Source organism: Rhodoferax sp. PAMC 29310 (genome assembly GCF_017948265.1).
Lineage (GTDB): Bacteria > Pseudomonadota > Gammaproteobacteria > Burkholderiales > Burkholderiaceae_C > Rhodoferax.
On sequence record NZ_CP072852.1, the window covers coordinates 2,642,203 to 2,659,383 of the forward strand.

General features: G+C 56.8%; 18 protein-coding genes. 2 read left to right on the forward strand and 16 right to left on the reverse strand.

Going from position 1 to position 17,181, the window contains the following annotated elements; genetic code table 11:
* Positions 1-5: 5 nt before the first annotated feature.
* The 7 genes from fliL to fliF all read right to left on the reverse strand — a co-directional run bounded on the left by fliL (position 6) and on the right by fliF (position 7,231).
* On the reverse strand, positions 6-581 hold the full coding sequence (fliL, locus tag J8G15_RS12140) for a flagellar basal body-associated protein FliL (protein WP_240538260.1): 576 nt from the start codon (positions 579-581) through the stop codon (positions 6-8).
* A 123-nt stretch (positions 582-704) separates the two neighbouring features.
* Positions 705-1,931 (reverse strand): flagellar hook-length control protein FliK, encoded by a 1,227-nt coding sequence (locus J8G15_RS12145; RefSeq protein WP_210542257.1) that lies wholly within the window; start codon positions 1,929-1,931, stop codon positions 705-707.
* Between the two features lie 14 nt (positions 1,932-1,945).
* A complete protein-coding gene (gene fliJ / locus J8G15_RS12150) occupies positions 1,946-2,395 on the reverse strand; it encodes a flagellar export protein FliJ (protein ID WP_210542258.1) in 450 nt (149 codons plus the stop codon).
* Positions 2,396-2,420: 25 nt separating this feature from the next.
* On the reverse strand, positions 2,421-3,839 hold the full coding sequence (gene fliI / locus J8G15_RS12155; protein WP_210542260.1) for a flagellar protein export ATPase FliI: 1,419 nt from the start codon (positions 3,837-3,839) through the stop codon (positions 2,421-2,423).
* Positions 3,826-4,521 (reverse strand): flagellar assembly protein FliH, encoded by a 696-nt coding sequence (locus tag J8G15_RS12160; RefSeq protein WP_210542262.1) that lies wholly within the window; start codon positions 4,519-4,521, stop codon positions 3,826-3,828. The genes fliI and J8G15_RS12160 overlap by 14 nt, the downstream gene beginning before the upstream one ends.
* A gap of 2 nt (positions 4,522-4,523) precedes the next feature.
* Positions 4,524-5,522 carry a flagellar motor switch protein FliG gene (fliG, locus tag J8G15_RS12165; RefSeq protein WP_210542264.1) on the reverse strand — a complete coding sequence of 333 codons (999 nt, stop codon included), beginning with the start codon at positions 5,520-5,522 and terminating at the stop codon, positions 4,524-4,526.
* A gap of 23 nt (positions 5,523-5,545) precedes the next feature.
* Positions 5,546-7,231, reverse strand: a complete 1,686-nt coding sequence (gene fliF, locus J8G15_RS12170) for a flagellar basal-body MS-ring/collar protein FliF (protein ID WP_210542266.1) — start codon at positions 7,229-7,231, stop codon at positions 5,546-5,548.
* Positions 7,232-7,406: 175 nt separating this feature from the next.
* Here fliF and fliE point away from each other — a divergent pair, with 175 nt between their 5' ends.
* Positions 7,407-7,724, forward strand: a complete 318-nt coding sequence (gene fliE / locus J8G15_RS12175; RefSeq protein WP_210542267.1) for a flagellar hook-basal body complex protein FliE — start codon at positions 7,407-7,409, stop codon at positions 7,722-7,724.
* A gap of 362 nt (positions 7,725-8,086) precedes the next feature.
* Here fliE and J8G15_RS12180 read toward each other — a convergent pair whose 3' ends face one another.
* From J8G15_RS12180 to pobA, 5 genes are all read right to left on the reverse strand, one after another.
* Positions 8,087-8,677: a hemerythrin domain-containing protein gene (locus J8G15_RS12180; protein WP_210542268.1), complete on the reverse strand. Its 591-nt coding sequence runs from the start codon at positions 8,675-8,677 to the stop codon at positions 8,087-8,089.
* 77 nt (positions 8,678-8,754) lie between these two features.
* Positions 8,755-9,723 (reverse strand): PDR/VanB family oxidoreductase, encoded by a 969-nt coding sequence (locus J8G15_RS12185; protein WP_210542269.1) that lies wholly within the window; start codon positions 9,721-9,723, stop codon positions 8,755-8,757.
* The gene (locus J8G15_RS12190; protein ID WP_210542270.1) at positions 9,720-10,781 is read right to left on the reverse strand and encodes an aromatic ring-hydroxylating dioxygenase subunit alpha; all 1,062 of its coding nucleotides are present in this window, start codon (positions 10,779-10,781) and stop codon (positions 9,720-9,722) included. The genes J8G15_RS12185 and J8G15_RS12190 overlap by 4 nt, the downstream gene beginning before the upstream one ends.
* Positions 10,782-10,980: 199 nt before the next feature.
* The gene (locus tag J8G15_RS12195; RefSeq protein WP_210542271.1) at positions 10,981-11,445 is read right to left on the reverse strand and encodes a MarR family winged helix-turn-helix transcriptional regulator; all 465 of its coding nucleotides are present in this window, start codon (positions 11,443-11,445) and stop codon (positions 10,981-10,983) included.
* A gap of 60 nt (positions 11,446-11,505) precedes the next feature.
* On the reverse strand, positions 11,506-12,693 hold the full coding sequence (gene pobA / locus J8G15_RS12200; RefSeq protein ID WP_210542272.1) for a 4-hydroxybenzoate 3-monooxygenase: 1,188 nt from the start codon (positions 12,691-12,693) through the stop codon (positions 11,506-11,508).
* A 125-nt stretch (positions 12,694-12,818) separates the two neighbouring features.
* Between pobA and J8G15_RS12205 the strand changes: the two genes are divergently transcribed.
* On the forward strand, positions 12,819-13,604 hold the full coding sequence (locus tag J8G15_RS12205) for an IclR family transcriptional regulator C-terminal domain-containing protein (RefSeq protein WP_210542273.1): 786 nt from the start codon (positions 12,819-12,821) through the stop codon (positions 13,602-13,604).
* Between the two features lie 174 nt (positions 13,605-13,778).
* Here the strand turns inward: J8G15_RS12205 and J8G15_RS12210 are convergent, their stop codons facing one another.
* Genes J8G15_RS12210 through J8G15_RS12225 form a run of 4 tightly spaced genes read right to left on the reverse strand, consistent with a single transcriptional unit; the run spans position 13,779 to position 17,171 of the window.
* Positions 13,779-14,504: an ABC transporter ATP-binding protein gene (locus J8G15_RS12210; RefSeq protein ID WP_210542275.1), complete on the reverse strand. Its 726-nt coding sequence runs from the start codon at positions 14,502-14,504 to the stop codon at positions 13,779-13,781.
* Positions 14,501-15,325: an ABC transporter ATP-binding protein gene (locus J8G15_RS12215; protein WP_370627419.1), complete on the reverse strand. Its 825-nt coding sequence runs from the start codon at positions 15,323-15,325 to the stop codon at positions 14,501-14,503. Before J8G15_RS12215 ends, J8G15_RS12210 begins: the two co-directional genes overlap by 4 nt.
* On the reverse strand, positions 15,322-16,299 hold the full coding sequence (locus J8G15_RS12220; RefSeq protein ID WP_210542277.1) for a branched-chain amino acid ABC transporter permease: 978 nt from the start codon (positions 16,297-16,299) through the stop codon (positions 15,322-15,324). Before J8G15_RS12220 ends, J8G15_RS12215 begins: the two co-directional genes overlap by 4 nt.
* Positions 16,299-17,171, reverse strand: a complete 873-nt coding sequence (locus tag J8G15_RS12225) for a branched-chain amino acid ABC transporter permease (protein ID WP_210542279.1) — start codon at positions 17,169-17,171, stop codon at positions 16,299-16,301. The genes J8G15_RS12220 and J8G15_RS12225 overlap by 1 nt, the downstream gene beginning before the upstream one ends.
* Positions 17,172-17,181 lie beyond the last annotated feature (10 nt).

Sequence of the window (17,181 nt, forward strand, 5' to 3'; positions counted from 1 at the left end):
GCCTGCTATTGAACAATGAAACTGGAAAACAGCACGGCAACCACCGGGTATTCAACAACCGGGGCGCGTTTTGATTTCGTCTTCTTGGAAACTGGGGCCTCTTCCTCCTCGACCTCTTGCCCACCACCAAAAGGAATCGAAGCCTCCTTCACAATGGCTTTGGCGAGACCCACTTTCCCCTCTGGTGACAATAGTTGCTCAGCCGTCCGTTGAGAAATAATCAGCAAAATTCCGCTGCGAATAGCGGGCAGGTAGACCTTCACCGAATCAGACGCTTTCGCATCCCGAACCTCAAGCGTGATTCCGACCTGTGCAACCCTATCCCCACCCGGGTTGGCCAAATTCACCACCATATTATCCAAAGGCAAGTAGACGGGGGGCGTCTTATGAGCCGCTTCAACCGCTTTGGCAGGAGCGCCGCCCTCCTCATCGTAGGCTGCGGCGCGCTGCTTGCTGATGTAGAAAAATGCCCCGCCACCTCCCAAAACCAGCACGAGAACGACACCCAATATGACAATCAGCATCTTTTTGCTCTTTGCTGGCGCTTTCACAGTATCACTATTTCCCGGTTTCTCGGCCACTGTATTTCCTTAGGTTCATCAATTGGGCTTGATTATTCACTACAACCAGAAGGTTATCCGCAGAAGAAGCATGACTAAGACGGTGTATCACTGGTGCTACTTCACCCAACTCGCCTGCATCGCCTATACAAAGAGATCCAATGACCGCCCAATTGACGCTGCTGGCCGTTGAATGCGCACTTCAGATTTCAAATGCTCCGCCTCTCGTTTTTGATTTGCGCCAGAATCTTTGCGTGACTCCTGACGCCCCCCCCCCTCAGAGCCTGAGCCTCCCACGGTTACTCCGGACAGAAGGACCCCCTCGCGCTGGAGTGACTCCTTTAATTGTCCCAATGCCCCCTCCAGCATCTGCCTAACCTCAGGTTGGTCGCTTCGAAAATCAACTCGAACCTCCCCTCCTTTGAGAAGAATACTGATTTCAACGGGTTCGTCCCCAAACCCCTCCAGTTTCAGCTCCGCATTTTGTATGCCCTGAGTGACCCAGTAGCTCACCTTATCCGCCACCTGCATTTGTGCAGGCGCGGTCGCTGGTATGGTGAAACTTGGCGTGATGTCCCCTGCGCTTCTCGCGTGGTGGGCATACTGGGCCCAGCCCGCTTCAGCACCAGCGCTACCAGTCACCCCAAACGACTTTCCTCGGGGCCGCTCCGCTGGCTCCAAAAGTCGTGCAGCCAACTCCCCGGCGCTAGACAACTTGACCTGCATCGCGTCTTTGAGGCCAACTTCAAATTCAGCCACTGACTTCACTGCCTTAGCCTCCAACCGCGCATTGGCGGCCTCCGCTTGAAGGTCAACACCCAAAGCTCGCCGTGCTTGCACTGCCTTTTGAACCAAGGGTTCCTGGCGCAACGCCTCGTCGGAAGTCGCGACCTTGGCTACGTTTGCTGCCAACTCAACCTCTGCACCCGCCAGCTTCCCAACATCTGGCGCAAGGTGATCGGCACCCTGAGCATTGACATGCTTGCTAACCTTGTCAACACCGGAAGAGGCAAGCCTCACTGAATTCAGTCCATCACTTTCGACCAGTACCGGTTGATCGGCCAGGGAGGTGATGTCTACTTTGCTGCCAACCAGGCTAGGCGGGGCTATCAGGTTGCCGGGCAATTCAAGACCCAGAACTGGCACCCCGTCCTTCAGATCCTCTTCGTCGTTGAGGGCGAGCGCTGTCGGCCCCGCCGCTACGACCGGCGGCTCAACCGGCACTGCCAAGGCGCTCAACAACGAGGCAAATCCGCCCTGTGGGGTGTCGCCGGCGTCAGTGGCGGCAACCGCTCCTCCCTTGCTCGGCCGGCTGTCCGATGTTGCAGCCGCCTTTTGGCCCGCAGCCATACCAGCTTGATCAATACTCATGGTCATTCTCCGATCTAATTCAAATTCAGCATTCGCCGGCTTTGCACGGCCGCAAACTCGTCCATTTGCTTCTGCTCGCGCCGACCCTGGAGTTGACCCAGGTCAGCTTTCTTTTTCTTCAAAACAAGGCGCAAACTTGCCAACCGAAGCTCACCGTCCATAGTCAACCGCCGCGCGGCTTCTACTTTCTGGGCGGATCCGCCCAAAACATCCTGCTGCAAACTGATCGCATGGTGCAAACGAGCCATGAACTGGTAGTGATGACCCATCAATTCCGGTGTCGACCCTGCTTGTGCCGTCACGGCCCATTTATGCTCGGTTTCGGCTGCGTAGCTTTCAAGCTGCCCCATTTGATTTTGATTGGCCTCGTGCATGCGCTGCAAATGCTGAAGCACCATGACGGCCTGATCTTTCTTGCGTGTCGCCAGATCGATTGCCAAGGACAAACTGTTCAAGATTGACATATCGATCTCCTCACGGCCCTAGCTCTCATGAGGCAGCCCTCGCACCGTCGATGGCGAAAGCCATCCCCATGACACTCTCGCTCATCGGAACTGCCGTGAACATGTCCTGCTGGAGAAAACTCGCCATACCATCATGCCGCTTGATAGCCTCATCAAGCGCTGGATCAGACCCGACTGCATAGGCGCCAATTTGAATCAAATCGCGACCTTTTTCGTAGCGGGAGTGAATGGCTTTGAAGCGACGGGCAGTTTCGAAATGCTCGCGCGACACCACATTGCTCATGACACGCGACGCAGACTGCTCAATGTCAATTGCGGGGAAATGTCCCGCCTCCGCCAGCGAGCGAGACAACACGATGTGTCCGTCCAAAATGGCCCGCGCGGCATCTGCAATCGGGTCTTGCTGATCGTCCCCTTCCGACAACACGGTGTAGAACGCCGTGATGGATCCAATCCCGTGCAAGCCATTGCCACTGCGCTCGACCAACTGTGGCAACTTGGCAAAGCACGAGGGCGGATACCCTTTGGTCGCAGGGGGCTCACCAATCGCCAACGCAATCTCGCGCTGCGCCATGGCATAGCGGGTCAACGAATCCATCAACAGCAAGACGTGCTTTCCTTTGTCCCTAAAAGACTCCGCGATTGCTGTGGCATACGCAGCGCCCTGCATGCGCAACAGCGGCGGCGCATCGGCGGGCGCAGCAACAACCACCGACCGTGCTCGACCCTCCTCACCCAAAATATCTTCGATGAATTCTTTGACCTCACGCCCGCGCTCACCAATTAAGCCAACCACAATCACATCAGCCTGCGTATAGCGCGCCATCATGCCAAGCAAAACGCTCTTGCCAACGCCAGATCCTGCAAACAAACCGATGCGTTGACCTCTTCCAACTGTCAACAAGGCATTGATCGCACTCACCCCTGTGTCGAGGATTTCACGCACAGGTGCCCGGTCCATCGCGTTGATAGGGGTTCGATCCAATGGGCGGGCATTGACCCCCTCAACCGGGCCCTTGCGATCCATCGGAGAACCATGAGCATCAACCACACGACCCAACAAACCGTCACCCAAGGGCAGTCGCAATACACCGTAACCGGCATTCCGATCGGACTGTCGACGCTCCCCAAGTCTGGGAGCTGGAATGTAGGGTGGTGCTGGCACGACACTGGCGCCGCTAGACAATCCGTGAACGTCTCCAGCCGGCATCAAGTAGGCTCGATCATTCGAAAATCCGACGACCTCAGCCAGGACAGGCGGACGCGATGGCATCGAGACCAGACATTGCGAGCCCACTGGCTCCCGAACGCCTACAGCTTCCAACACCAAACCGGTCAACCTTGTCAGCGTTCCTCGCACCTCCTGTGCGCGGGCGTTCGAGATTCGCCGCCCGGCATCTTCAAAAAAACTCTGCCACTTGGCGGCGCCTTCAAGCGGGCTCATCACCATCCCCCCATGCTTGATTCAACCCCAAGGAAGCCACAACCTGGCTCCAACGTTTTTCTATGCGCCCATCGATCACGGTTCCAGCCGACTCGATCAAGCAGCCTCCTGCTGACAGGTTCGAATCTGCCACAAGGGTCAGAGACATGGCCGCGAACTCAGTCCGCACCGGATCCTCCAACACCTCAAAATCAGCGGGACTCAGTCGAACCACTGCGGCCTTGGTTTCAACGCCCAACAAGCCCATGGCCTCTCGAATCACCGGTTGCAAAACATTGGGATTGACGGATATTTCCTGACGGATCACTTGACGGGCTAACTCGCATGCGAGCTCAAGAACGCCCTGGGCAATCACCTGCTCGGACTCCATCAGTTGCGCCTGAGCATTGGCAAACAACGCCAAAAACCTCTCACTCGCCTCTTGCCCCTGCTGGTCAACGAATTCACTGATTTGGCGCTGGGCTTCCAACCTCAGCTGTGCTTGACCTTGGACAAAGCCCTCCGCATAGCCCTGGGCGTAGCCCTGCTGGGTCAGAGCGTCATCCTTTCCCGACTCGACTGAGTTTTCCTCCTCCTTTGCTTTTGCAGCCAAAAGCAAGGCGGCGGAATCCACCGCTCCAAAGTCCCACTGCTTAAAGGAGTCAATCTCTTCACCTGGAATAAAGCGGGAGTAATTACGCATAGCTAGACCATCGCATCATCACCGCCACCGCCAATCACAATCGTGCCCTCGTCGGCCAACCGTCGGACGGTTTTGAGAATTTCTTTTTGTTGTACCTCGACTTCCGACAAGCGCATTGGCCCTCTTGACTCCAGGTCTTCGCGCAATGTTTCGGCGGCCCGAGACGACATATTGGCAAGAAACTTCTCTTTCAACTCTGGCTGGGCCCCCTTCAGCGCCACGATCAACACGTCAGAGGACACTTCTTTCAACACAGTCTGAATGGCCTTGTCATCAAGCTTCATGACGTCGTCGAAAACGAACATTTTGTCCATGATTTTTTGAGCCAAGTCGGGGTCATGGTTGCGAATCGACTCAATCACCGTCCCTTCAATGGCCGTACCCATCAGGTTAATCATCTCGGCTGCGGTCTTGACACCACCCAAGGAGGACTTCCTTACCTTGTCACCGCCCGCCAGCACGTTAAAGAGAACCTCATTCAGGTCCTTCAAGGCAGATGGCTGGATACCCTCCATGGTGGCAACTCGCAACATGACTTCGTTTCTTTGGCGCTCCACAAAAAACTTGAGCACATCTGCGGCCTGGTCAAAGTCCAGGTGAACCAGGATCGCGGCCACGATCTGGGGGTGCTCATTGCGAAGAAGCTCCGCGACGGACGATGGCTCCATCCACTTCAGGCTCTCAATTCCCGAAACATCGCCGCCCTGCAAAATCCGGTCGATGAGCAGTGCTGCCTTGTCATCGCCCAACGCGCGCTTCAGAACCGAGCGAACGTAATCGCCAGAATTCGACACCAAGAGGCTTTGCGCGGCTGCAACACCCGTGAATTTTTCGACCACGCCATCCAGGCGCTCGCGAGTGACCGCCCTTGTTTTGGCAATGGCCTCGCCCAGTTTTTGCACTTCTTTCGGTGACAGATGTTTGAAAACCTCAGAAGCTTCCGCCTCTCCAAGAGACATCATCAATATCGCAGCATCCTCGAGTCCGTCTGAATCAGACATGACGCACCCTTGGTTCTTTTGGTTTAGGCAGGTACTTCATTATTCATCCAAGATTTAACAATGTTTGCGACCGCTTCTGGGTTATCACGTGTCAGCTTGCGCGCATCCTCCAAGGCCAACTCGGCAGATGTCGGGCCAACAGCCCCGTTCGACGCACTTGGTGCAGCCAGGAGTGGGCGCTCCGGCTCATCCCCTTCAATCGCGTCGATCTGGTTGGCTGCGGCGGGCAGCATCTCAACCGGTTTAGCCAATGTCTTCATTGCCGGGCGAACAAATCCAAGCAGCACCAGTGCAGCCAGCAACAAGGTTCCGACAGGCCAGGCCAGGCTTCGAGCCAAGTCAATCAACTCAGGCTGGCGCCAAAGGGGAATCTCAACCACGACCGGTGTATCGATCACAAATGGTGCATTCATCAGATTCACAGAGTCTCCTCTGTCCTGACTAAAACCTATGGTTTCACGAACCAATGCCGTCATGCTCGCAACTTGCGCTTCAGTCATTGGTGACGTCGTGGTCTTGCCTTTGGAGTCAGTCGTCGTTTGATGATTGATCACCACAGCGGCGCTGAGTCGCTTGACTGATCCCGTGCCCCCGCGAACAACGCGAATGGTCTTGTCGACTTCATAGTTGATGATGGAGTCTCGCTTCCCGCCAGTTATAGCGCCCGCACCTGCCCCCCCTCCGCCAGCAGCCAAGGCTTGCGCCGTGCCATTGATGGGCGCTGACGCTTGCCCCGGCGGTTGATTTGATGCGGCCCCCGGCACGCCTGCCGGCGTAGATGCTCCAATGCCTGCGCCACTTTCAGAGATCTGCTGACTCCGAATCACCGAAGAGTTCAACTCCTGATTCGGCTTGTGAGATTCAGACGTCGATTCCGTCTGGCTGAAGTCAAGTTCTGCAGTCACCTGCGCCTTGACGTTGCCGCGCCCAACAACGGGCTCCAGAATATCCAGAATGCGTTGCGTGTAGAGCTGCTCAAGCTGCTGCACGTACTGCATTTGCTGAGCATCACCACCGGCACCTCCAAGTGCGCCCTCCGGTGGAGTCGACAATAGCTTTCCAGTGTCATCCAGCACGCTGACCGATGTCGGGTTCATCTCTGGCACGCTCGACGAGACAAGGTGAACAATACCGGCCAGTTGCGATCGATCCAGGGTTCGCCCCACGTTCAAACTCAGAAGCACCGACGCAGAAGGCTTCTGCTGCTCTCTAAAGAAACCATTTTGATTGGGCAACGCCAAGTGAACACGGGCACTTTGCACTGAAGACAGCGCCTGTATTGATCGTGTCAACTCTCCCTCCAAGCCTCGCTGAAACGTCAGCCGCTCTTGAAACTGAGTCATGCCAAACCGATTCGACTCCATGGCCTCAAATCCAGTCACCGCGCCCTTTGGCAATCCCTGAGAGGCCAAACGCAAGCGGGTGTCATACACCTTGTCGGCAGGAACCAGAATCGAACCGCCGCCGTCTGAATGTTTGTATGGAATATTCATTTGAGACAACTGGGCCACGATGGCCCCGCCGTCTTTGTCAGCCAAATTGGAATAGAGGACGCGCCACTCAGCCTGACGCCCCATCACAATCCCGATAATTCCTATGGCCAGAAACAACACGACACCCAACGCCAGGCGCAAGCGTTGCGACTGATCCAACCCGGAGAGTCGACCAGCGAGCGAAGGGTTCAACGGTATTGCGGAGGCGGTGACCATCTCATTAATCCAGTAGGTAGTGACACGGCATCGGGCCACTGATGCGAACGATTATTCTGCGCCACCTCCAGAACATTAGGATGAAAAGACCGGCTTTTCCCCCTCAATTCAAATTAATGTTTACAAACATGCGGCGATAGCATCCATCACACCCTCTTTTCAGGGACAAGAAAATATGGAACTCAGACTAAACCCCACCACAATGCCAACGGCGATCCGGCCCGCTTCGGCCGCAGGCATTGCCTCGCGTCAAGGCGCCGGAGCGGTCGACGGCGGCTTTGCTGGCGCTTTGAAAGGCGCCCTGGGCACGGTAAGCGCGGCACAAAATGACGCGAGCCAGCTGCAGCGAGAGGTGCAGATGGAGAACCCGAAAGTTAGCCTGGAGGAAACCATGGTGGCCATTCAAAAGGCCCAAATTGGCTTCCAGGCCACACTCCATGTGCGAAACCGAATGGTGCAAGCCTATACAGACATCATGAATATGCAGGTTTAGGCGACCAAAAAGGCCAACTGTCCGGATTCTCGACGAACCCTCCCCATCGCCCCGTCATTCGTCATCTTTGCCCGCAAGGACATTTTCTCGTTTGAGCGGCGCTCCGGCCTGACTGGCCTTCTACCCATCTCAGACCTGGCCAGCTGGCATTTCCCCCTTCAAAGCAGTATTCAAAGCAGGCTTTCCAAACTGACCGGGTCCTCGTCCACCTTGGGTACATAGAAAAATCCGGCTTTGGATTTTCCTTGGCACACGCCAGAGCATTGCCAAGTCAGCTTTGTCCTGCAATCAAGCCGTCTGATCAAGAGTGATCAAGTAGATTTTGTTCATGCCACCGGCAGTCACTATTGCGGCACCCGCGCCTAGGCTCCGCTGCGTCCCAGGCCGATTGGAGCCGGTGCCTGGGTCACGATTTTGGTAAACAGTCGGTCGTAAACCGGATCGCGGGCGTACTTCCCCGTCAGCGGGTCGCAATTGGTGGCAAATGCAGCGTCAACCGCCTTCCAGTGCGTCGCGTCGAGAACTTTCTTTGCAGCGGGGAGAACGATGGTCTCCTCCAGCCGCATATGCTCCAAGTAGAAGGCAATGTACTTTTGGGCTGCCACTTCAAAGGGCGTACGACGTGACTCTCCAAGCAACTCCCAAGCCATCAGCAAATGTTGCAATTCGCGCACGCTCGACTCACCTCGTACATGGTCCTTTTCAAGGTGGTCGATGGTGGTCCGGGTTTCTGGTGCCAGTTCGGCGACCAACGGGAACAGGAGTTCCGACTCTTTGGGGTGGTGCAACTTCTCGGGGAACTCATCGATGTAGAACAGCATCGCCCTCAACGTGTCAAAGAACCGCTCTGGCTCATTGCCGGGACCCCGCTCAATCATCATGCCGATGGATCGCAACATGGCGGCCAGCGCGCCGTGTTCGTCCTGAATAGTACTGATAGCTTCATGTGCCATAAGGCCTCCCTGGTGAATGAAACAGGTCGCCGAAATGGCTGCCAGGCAGCCATTTCGGGTTGATGCAAAAGTCGGGACTAGAGATCCAGAACCAGTACCGCGGTTTTTGAGCGTGAGCAGCAAGGTGTGAATTGATCATTGGCCGCCTGCTCTTCGGGCGTCAGGTACATGTCTTTGTGATCCGGGACGCCTTCAAGGATGCGTGTCAAACAGGTTCCACAAACGCCTTGCTCGCAGGATGTTTGGACCTCAACGCCGGCTGCGGACAAGGCCTGCGTCACCGTTTGATCCTTGGCCACCTTGATCATGCGACCTGAGCTTGCCAGCTTGATATCAAAGCCAAGGTCACTCTCCGAAGCCGTGACATCTGCGGAGAAAAACTCATAGTGCAGCTGACTTTCCGGCCAGGCGTTGGCACGGGCGGCACCGAGCACGGCGTCCATGAAGCCCTTGGGGCCACACACATAGAGATGACAGTTATCCTGAGGTGCCCTGAGAAGTTCATTGATGTTCAACGCTTGCGTGGTGTCGCCATCGTCATGGTGGAAGTGCACCCGGCTGGCGAAATCAGAGCCTTGGATCCGGTCATAAAAAGCGGTGCGGGCCGGTGAACGAGTGCTGTAGTGCATCTCAAAATCTGAACCCACCACCGCCAAGCGCTCCGCCATGCACAAAATGGGCGTAACGCCAATGCCGCCCGCCATCAGCAAGCTCTTGGTGGCGCCATGCGCCAACGGAAAATGATTCTTGGGCGGACTGATCTCCAGCAATGACCCTTCTTTGACCCGTTCGTGCATGGCGCGCGAGCCCCCCCGTGAAGCCCTGTCGTTCAACACCGCAATCTGGTAGCGATGCGTCTCTGCCGAGTCATTGCACAAAGAGTACTGACGGGTCAGACCACCCGGCGCATGCACATCCACGTGCGCACCCGCAGAAAACGCCGGCAAAGTCCCCCCATTGACGTCAACCAGCTCAAAGGTAGCAATGTCCTCAGCCTCGATCACCTTGCGCGCCACCCGTACCGTGAAAGTCTGTGCGTTGCTCATGATGGATTTCCGGGAGCGAGGGCGATTGCTGCGGCACGCTCTTCTTCGAGCAGTCGATCCAGAACCTTGCGGGACTGGACCCCGCCCGCGTCAATATTGAGCTTGAGCAGCGCTCGATCCGGGTGGGCCAGAAGATTCCTCTGCTGCAGCTCCAGCATCTGCAAGTCCTCACTGAAAATTTTCCGCTGTCCCTCACGAATCGAGTCAGTCAACGCCGCATCGGTGGGGTTGAACTTTCTCGCCATTCCCCAGAAATACAAGATCGACGTCTCGGTCTCCGGGGTGATGAAGTCCACGACCACACTGCCAACCTTGTGTTCAGGCGCTGCGTCGTAGCCCCCATTTCCGGCGTGAGCCACGCCCACTTCGATCATCACATTGCTCGGTGGTGTGAAACGGCAAATCTGCCAACGGTCCACAGGAATGTCGTCGGCCAACTTATTCCCGCGCAGCGCCATCTTCCAAAATGGGGGCGCCATGATATTGGTCATGTGTCGACTGGTCGTGACAAGGTCACCCTCCACCACGGTCTGGCAAGGGACTTCATCGATTTCTTTTTGGCCAATGCTGCTGGAGTGCACATAGGTCTCGTGGGTCAAGTCCATCAGGTTGTCGACCATCAAGCGGTAGTCGCAGTTGATGTAAAAAAAACCACCGCCATAGGCCCATTCCGGGTTGTCGTACCAGTCGAGGTGAGGGATTTTGCCTGGATCACTCAAATTCACTCCACCGGGCCACACCCAGATAAAACCAAATCGCTCCACCACCGCAAAACTGCGGATGGCTGGAAACCCTCTGACGCGTTGGCCGGGCATGGCAATGGTTTTCCCATCACAGCCCATTTCCAGACCGTGGTACCCACAGACCAGTTTGCCTTCGCAAACATACCCCAAGGAGAGTGGCGCGCCCCGGTGAGGGCAAAAATCTTCGACGGCGGCCACCTTGTTGTCCAGCGCCCGGTAAAACACAATGCGCTCGCCGCAGATCTGGCGGCCCAGCGGTTTTTCTTGCAACTCAGCTGCCGTACAGGCCACATACCAGGTGTTTTTGAGAAACATGAGATCGTCCTTTTTGGGATGCGATGTCCCGCGATAGTCCCCGCAGGAATAGGAAAGAGTCAAGCAATCATTCAGTATACTGAATATGATTCATTGTACGGAATGATGATTCGCGACAACAGCCCTTTTTGATCAGGGAAAACCCTAGTCACCCGAAAGACCGCGGCGTCAGTCAGCGGCTATGAATGCCCCTGGCGATCTACCCTTCCTTCGGTCGCTCAGCGGTATCACGTCTATCGACAAATTTTCTTAAAAGTCGCATGAACTCATGCTGCTCTTCTGACGTCAGCTGGGCCATCATTGCGTCGTACATGACATGAATGCCCGGTCGAAGTTCCGCCAACATGGCTTCGCCTGCAGGTGTCAACGACAGACTGCGCTGCCGCCTGGGCAACATCGCCCTCAGGATCAATCCCTTGGCCTCCAGGCGCGCGGCAATGTCTGCTGTTGTGGACGTGTCCAGTGCAATCATTTGGGCCAAGGTGACCTGGTCAATACCCGGGGTGTCATTCAAGGTCTTGAGAATCGCGTATTGAACAGGCGTCACACGGCGACCGTGCACTTCGTTAAACGTCGATACAGCGATTTGTTGTGCGCGGCGGATCAGGTGGCCGGGCTCATCGCCCAGCGGCATGTCCAGCAGGTTCTCGGAAATGAGGCTCATATTTGGCGAAGTATAGGGGCCGCGTGTGCCACCGCAACCCTGCCTCGGCCTTCGAACAATTCATGACAGGTCGAAGTCTAGAGGCAACCCGACATAATTTTCTGCAATGGTTCGCGAACCAGCCTCGGAGTTGAGGAGGTAGTCCAACTCAGCCTCCTGCAGACGGGACGCCATGGCACCTTGGTCCGGAAACCGGTGCATCAACTGCGTGAACCACCAGGAGAAACGCTCTCCTTTCCAGATGCGCTTCAGACAACGCACCGAGTAACTGTCAATGCCCGCATTCGACTTCTCCTGGTAATACTCAATCAGCGCGCTGGACAAGTATTTCACGTCGGTCGCAGCAAGGTTCAATCCCTTGGCCCCGGTGGGGGGAACGATGTGCGCCGCATCTCCGGCCAGAAACATGCGGCCAAAGCGCATGGGTTCAGTCACGAAGCTGCGCAGCGGCGCAATGCTTTTCTCAATCGAAGGGCCGGTAACCAGTTGCTCCCGCCCGGGTGCATCCAGGCGCAAGCGCAACTCCTGCCAAAACGCATCATCTGTCCATTCATCGACCTTGTCTGTCAAGGGCACCTGCAGGTAATAGCGGCTGCGGGTTTGGCTGCGCTGTGAACACAGGGCAAAGCCGCGTGGGCTGTTGACGTAAATCAGTTCATCATGAACCGGTGGGGTGTCTGAGAGCAGCCCCAGCCATCCAAAGGGATACACCTTTTCAAACTCGGTGATAGAGCTGCGTGGAATGCTGGCCCGACACACACCGTGGAAGCCATCGCAACCCGCAATGAAGTCGCATTCAATTTCATGCGATTGGCCATCTTTCTGATAAGTGACACGGGGTTTCTGGCTGTCGAAATCGTGAACAGCCACATCGCTCACTTCATACACAGTGGGCAAACCCGCCTTGGTGCGGGCATCCATCAAGTCGCGCGTCAACTCGGTTTGCCCGTAAACCATCACATTCTTTCCGCCCGTCAGATGGTTCATGTCGATTCGGTGGCGTTGGCCACCGTAAAGCATTTCGAAGCCGGTGTGCAACAAGCCCTCCTGGTGCATGCGTTCTCCCACGCCCGCCTCGTCCAGCAAGTCAATGCACACCTGCTCCAAAACTCCCGCGCGGATGCGGCTCAAAACATAATCACCGCTTTGGCGCTCGACGATGATGGCGTCAATGCCCGCCTTGTGCAATAGCTGCCCTAAAAGCAGGCCCGAGGGACCGGCACCAATGATCGCAACCTGTGTTCGCATGAGTATTTCTTTCGTATTCAATGCAGCGTAAAAGGAAACACTCCATTTGAAGGTTTTGGGACTCGTTATTTGCGCGATAATCGCGCAAAATGCGCAGTGATCGCGCAAATACTCAACCATTTGTCATGACCATTGCCAAAGTAGATTTCATCGAGGGCATGGCCAAGGGAATGGCTGTATTGGAAAGTTTTGACACCGAGCGGCAACGCCTGAACGCGACCCTGGCCGCGGATCGCGCGGGCATTACCCGAGCGGCCGCGCGTCGCCATTTGCTGACCCTGGCTCATCTGGGTTACCTGGAAACCGATGGCAGCTACTTTTGGCTGTCCAGCAAAGTGCTTCGGTTTTCTGGCAGCTACCTGGCCTCCTCACGCATTCCACGCGCCATTCAACCCACCTTGAACCGCCTTGCGATTCAGGTGCAAGAGTCTTTCTCAGCCGTGGTGCTGGATGCTGACGAAGTCGTCATCGTGGCGCGCAGTGGCAATGACCGGCATACCAACCCTTCTGGCGCCGGCCGCGTCATTGCCTATGGCTTGCATCTGGGCGCGCGCCTGCCCGCGCATGCCACGTCCACCGGCCGTGTGCTGCTGGCCGCTCAACCCCTGCAAGCATTTCGAAGCTGGATGTCGGGACGGCATCTTTCGCGCCTGACGCCGGCCACCACCACTGACCCTGCGGCCTTTCGCGCGCTGATCAAACAAGTCCGAAAAGATGATTTTTGCCTGGCCAGCGAAGAGCATGAGATCGGCGTCCATGCACTGGCAGTGCCCTTGCGCAACGCTCAAGGCGTCACCGTCGCGGCCTTGAATGTCGTGGCCTCACAAAGCAGGTTGTCGACGGCTGCCATGGTGCGAGATCTGTTGCCTGTGCTACTCGACGCTGCCGGAGAACTTCGCCCTTTGCTTTAACAACGAGGGTTGCTCGGCTAGACACCTGCCATGCTGCAGTCCTATTGGACCCACAGCAGCTTGGGCCAAGGTGCCTCTGCACCTCAGGCATCCTTTTCAGGACAGGTATGAAATGGATCGCTAGCCCCCGTCAAACCTGAGCGGAATGCTTCTGTTTTTATAGCTAAGTACGACTTAGCGTGCCACGCCCAACAACTTGTCAAGTAGTTCAGGTTGTTCCTGCAGGCTGCTGGCGGTTCCGGCGTACACCACCGTGCCGCGATCCAGCACGGCTGCGGTGTCGGAAATCGCCAAAATGGCCTGAGGGTGCTGCTCCACGATGATCGCGGACAAGCCTTCCTCGCGGGTGATACGTCGAATGGCACGTAGCAATTCCTGCACGATGATCGGCGCCAGGCCCTCGCAAGGCTCGTCCAGCAAGAGCAAGGTGGGATTCAGCACCAGCGCACGCCCCAAAGCCAGCATTTGCTGCTCGCCACCCGAGAGTTGCGTTCCAAGATTGTTTTTTCGCTCAGCCAATCTGGGAAACAAGTCATAAACACGATCGGGCGTCCAGGGGCTGGAGGCGCGCCCGGCCCGCGCAGGGCGGGCCACGGCCGTCAGGTTTTCATGCACGCTGAGCGACTTGAAAATGTTGCGCTCCTGCGGCACCCAGCCAATGCCAACGGCGGCACGCTCATGAGACGCCAATTTGTGAAGCGCCACACCGCCCAAGCCGATTTCGCCGGCATGCCGCCGTGTCGCACCTGCCAGGGTGTTGATCAAGGTCGTCTTGCCTGTTCCATTGCGCCCCAGCAAGGCCAGGGTCTGGCCGGCATCCAGCGACAGGGAGATGTCATGCAACACCACGGCCTCGCCGTAACCTGCACTCAAGCCCCGCACATTCAATAATTCGCTCATGTCAGCGCACTCCCCGCGCTTGCTGGTGAACCAGTCTCGTGAATCTCATCGCCATGCCCCAGGTACACCGCCTTGACCTGAGGGTCATTGGCAATCTGGTCCGGGTTGCCTTCAGTCAGCACCGTGCCATTCACCAGCACCGTCATTCGCTTGGCAAAGCTGAACACCAGGTCCATGTCGTGCTCAATGAGCAAAATGGAAACGTCTTCGGGCAGAGCGGCTACCGTCTGCAACAGCTCCTCCCGCTCGCCCGCGGGAACGCCCGCCACCGGCTCGTCCAGTAGTAACACACGGGGCTCACAGGCCAGCGCAATGGCAATCTCCAGCAAGCGCCGTTTGCCATAGGCCAACACGCGGGTTTGCTGGTTCATGACCTCGGTCAGGTGAAACTGCTCCAGCAATTGTTCGCAACGTGTCGTGACCTGTTTTTGAGCCCCCAGTGCCTGCCACCACTTGCCGCCCAGCCCTTTGTGTTGAGACACGGTCATGGCCAGCGTTTCCAGTGGTGTCAAGGTATCAAACAACTGGTTGATTTGAAAGGTGCGGACCATGCCCCGATGCACGCGCTGGTGCGGCGCCAGCTCGGTAATGTCCTGGCCCTCAAGCACAATCCTGCCCGCAGTAGGCTGCAACACACCGGTCAACAGGTTGATGAGCGTCGTCTTTCCAGCCCCATTGGGGCCAATCAAGGCATGGCGTGCGCCCTTTTTCAGATTCAAGGTGACGTTATTGGTGGCGATAATCCCGCCAAACTTCATTACCAGCCCTTGTGCGGACAACACGGTTTCAACCTCGATGGGCAATGCGTTCATGTTGTTCATGGCTGACGCCCTCCCGCGCTTGGCCTGAACCAGGTCCACGGCCGAATCAGGCGGTCACGCCCCACCAGTACGAGCACCACTAGGAACAGCCCAATCCAGAATGTCCAATACTGAGGGGTGATGCTCGAGATCACGTCCTGCATCAGCTTGAACACGATCGCGCCGGCCACCCCGCCATACAACCAACCCACGCCGCCAATCACCAACAGCAGCATGACATCGGCAGAGCGATGAAACTCAAAAACATCCAGCGAGGCGAAACTGCTGGTTTGCGCCAAAAGCGCACCCGCCGCACCTGCCACCGTGGCAGCGACGGTGTACACCACGACCAAGCGGCTTGCCACCGGAATGCCTATGGCCATCGCCCGCAGCCGGTTGTCCCGAATCGCCTTCAGGGTGGCACCAAAGGGAGAGTTGACAAATCGGCGTGCCAGAACAAAGACCAGCAGCAGCACGGTGATCGAATACGCGGCTGAGGTGCGCCCATACAGGTCAAACTCAAACTGCCCAAGCAAGGGCCCCATGATCACCCCTTGCAGACCGTCTGCGCCGCCGGTCAACCAGGACATCTTGTTGGCCAACTCCATCAAGATGAGGCCGACTCCCAAAGTCACCATCAGTCGGGTCAAGTCTGTGCCCCGCAAAATAGTGACGCTGCACAGCGCACCCAGAAGGCCGGCCGCCACCATGCCAACCACCAAGCCGACCAACGGATCAGGCATGACCAGCTTGGCAAACAGGGCCGCTGAATAGGCCCCCATGCCAAAGAAAGCCGCGTGCCCCAAAGAGACAATGCCGGTGTATCCCAGAATCAAGTCCAGAGACAGGGCAAACAGGGCCACGATGGCGATCTCATTGATGATCAGGGCATGACTGGCCAATGCGAACGGCGAGGCCAACGCGAGTAACCACAAGGCGTATTCCCAGGATCTCCAGCGGCCACTGCTCATCAAAAGGTTTTGAGGATTCACCATCACTTGGCTCCCTTGCGCACAAACAGGCCTTGCGGGCGCCAAATCAAAATCACGATCATCAAGCTATACACAATGAAAGCACCAAAAGTAGGGATGTAGTATTTGCCCGCGACATCGGCGATGCCCAGGAGCAAAGCCGCCAGCAATGGCCCGGTAATGCTGGACGTGCCGCCCACAGCAACAACGATCAAAAAGTAGATCATGAACTTCAGAGGAAAGCTGGGGTCCAGCCCCAGCACCTCGGCACCTAGCGCCCCCCCGAGGCCCGCCAAGCCCGAGCCCACTGCAAACGTGCCCAGAAACACCCAGTTCACATTGATGCCCAAACCAGCCGCCACGCGCTGGTCATCGACCGAGGCCCGCAGGCGGCTGCCAAAGCGCGTTTTTGTGAGCACATATTGCAGTGCCACGGTAAGGGCGGCACACACGGCGATGATGAACAGGCGGTAGTGGCCCATGCCCAGCATCCAGCGGCCTTCGCCCAGCTCGGTGCGACCTTTGAGCCACTCCGGAAGCTGGATGATTTGCTGGCCGGAGCCAATGAAATAGTCCACGCTGGCAACCGCCATGAAGGTGAGACCAATGGAGAACAAGACCTGATCCAGGTGCGGCTTGTTGTACAGAGGCCGGTACAAGGTGCGCTCGAGCACCGCACCCAAAAGGGCTGAGCCGAAAAAAGCAACGGGCAAACACAGCAGAAACGGCACATCAAACTGCTGCATCAACAGCACAGTGATGTAGCCGCCCACCATGGCGAAGGCGCCGTGCGCGAGGTTGATGAAATTCATCAAGCCCATCGTCACCGCCAGGCCCACGGCCAAAATGAATAACAGCATGCCGTACGCAACACCGTCGAAAAGAATGGTCAACATAGATATAGGT

What these genes read in the sequence shown, in the direction of transcription:
- J8G15_RS12205 (WP_210542273.1), top strand. Translation starts at nt 12,819, where the DNA reads ATGACCATTGCCAAAGTAGATTTCATCGAGGGCATGGCCAAGGGAATG.
- J8G15_RS12195 (WP_210542271.1), bottom strand. Translation starts at nt 11,445, where the DNA reads ATGAGCCTCATTTCCGAGAACCTGCTGGACATGCCGCTGGGCGATGAG.
- pobA (WP_210542272.1), bottom strand. Translation starts at nt 12,693, where the DNA reads ATGCGAACACAGGTTGCGATCATTGGTGCCGGTCCCTCGGGCCTGCTT.
- J8G15_RS12145 (WP_210542257.1), bottom strand. Translation starts at nt 1,931, where the DNA reads ATGAGTATTGATCAAGCTGGTATGGCTGCGGGCCAAAAGGCGGCTGCA.
- fliG (WP_210542264.1), bottom strand. Translation starts at nt 5,522, where the DNA reads ATGTCTGATTCAGACGGACTCGAGGATGCTGCGATATTGATGATGTCT.
- J8G15_RS12185 (WP_210542269.1), bottom strand. Translation starts at nt 9,723, where the DNA reads ATGAGCAACGCACAGACTTTCACGGTACGGGTGGCGCGCAAGGTGATC.
- J8G15_RS12190 (WP_210542270.1), bottom strand. Translation starts at nt 10,781, where the DNA reads ATGTTTCTCAAAAACACCTGGTATGTGGCCTGTACGGCAGCTGAGTTG.
- fliI (WP_210542260.1), bottom strand. Translation starts at nt 3,839, where the DNA reads ATGAGCCCGCTTGAAGGCGCCGCCAAGTGGCAGAGTTTTTTTGAAGAT.
- J8G15_RS12160 (WP_210542262.1), bottom strand. Translation starts at nt 4,521, where the DNA reads ATGCGTAATTACTCCCGCTTTATTCCAGGTGAAGAGATTGACTCCTTT.
- fliF (WP_210542266.1), bottom strand. Translation starts at nt 7,231, where the DNA reads ATGGTCACCGCCTCCGCAATACCGTTGAACCCTTCGCTCGCTGGTCGA.
- fliE (WP_210542267.1), top strand. Translation starts at nt 7,407, where the DNA reads ATGGAACTCAGACTAAACCCCACCACAATGCCAACGGCGATCCGGCCC.
- fliJ (WP_210542258.1), bottom strand. Translation starts at nt 2,395, where the DNA reads ATGTCAATCTTGAACAGTTTGTCCTTGGCAATCGATCTGGCGACACGC.
- J8G15_RS12220 (WP_210542277.1), bottom strand. Translation starts at nt 16,299, where the DNA reads ATGGTGAATCCTCAAAACCTTTTGATGAGCAGTGGCCGCTGGAGATCC.
- J8G15_RS12180 (WP_210542268.1), bottom strand. Translation starts at nt 8,677, where the DNA reads ATGGCACATGAAGCTATCAGTACTATTCAGGACGAACACGGCGCGCTG.
- J8G15_RS12210 (WP_210542275.1), bottom strand. Translation starts at nt 14,504, where the DNA reads ATGAGCGAATTATTGAATGTGCGGGGCTTGAGTGCAGGTTACGGCGAG.
- J8G15_RS12225 (WP_210542279.1), bottom strand. Translation starts at nt 17,171, where the DNA reads ATGTTGACCATTCTTTTCGACGGTGTTGCGTACGGCATGCTGTTATTC.
- J8G15_RS12215 (WP_370627419.1), bottom strand. Translation starts at nt 15,325, where the DNA reads ATGAACAACATGAACGCATTGCCCATCGAGGTTGAAACCGTGTTGTCC.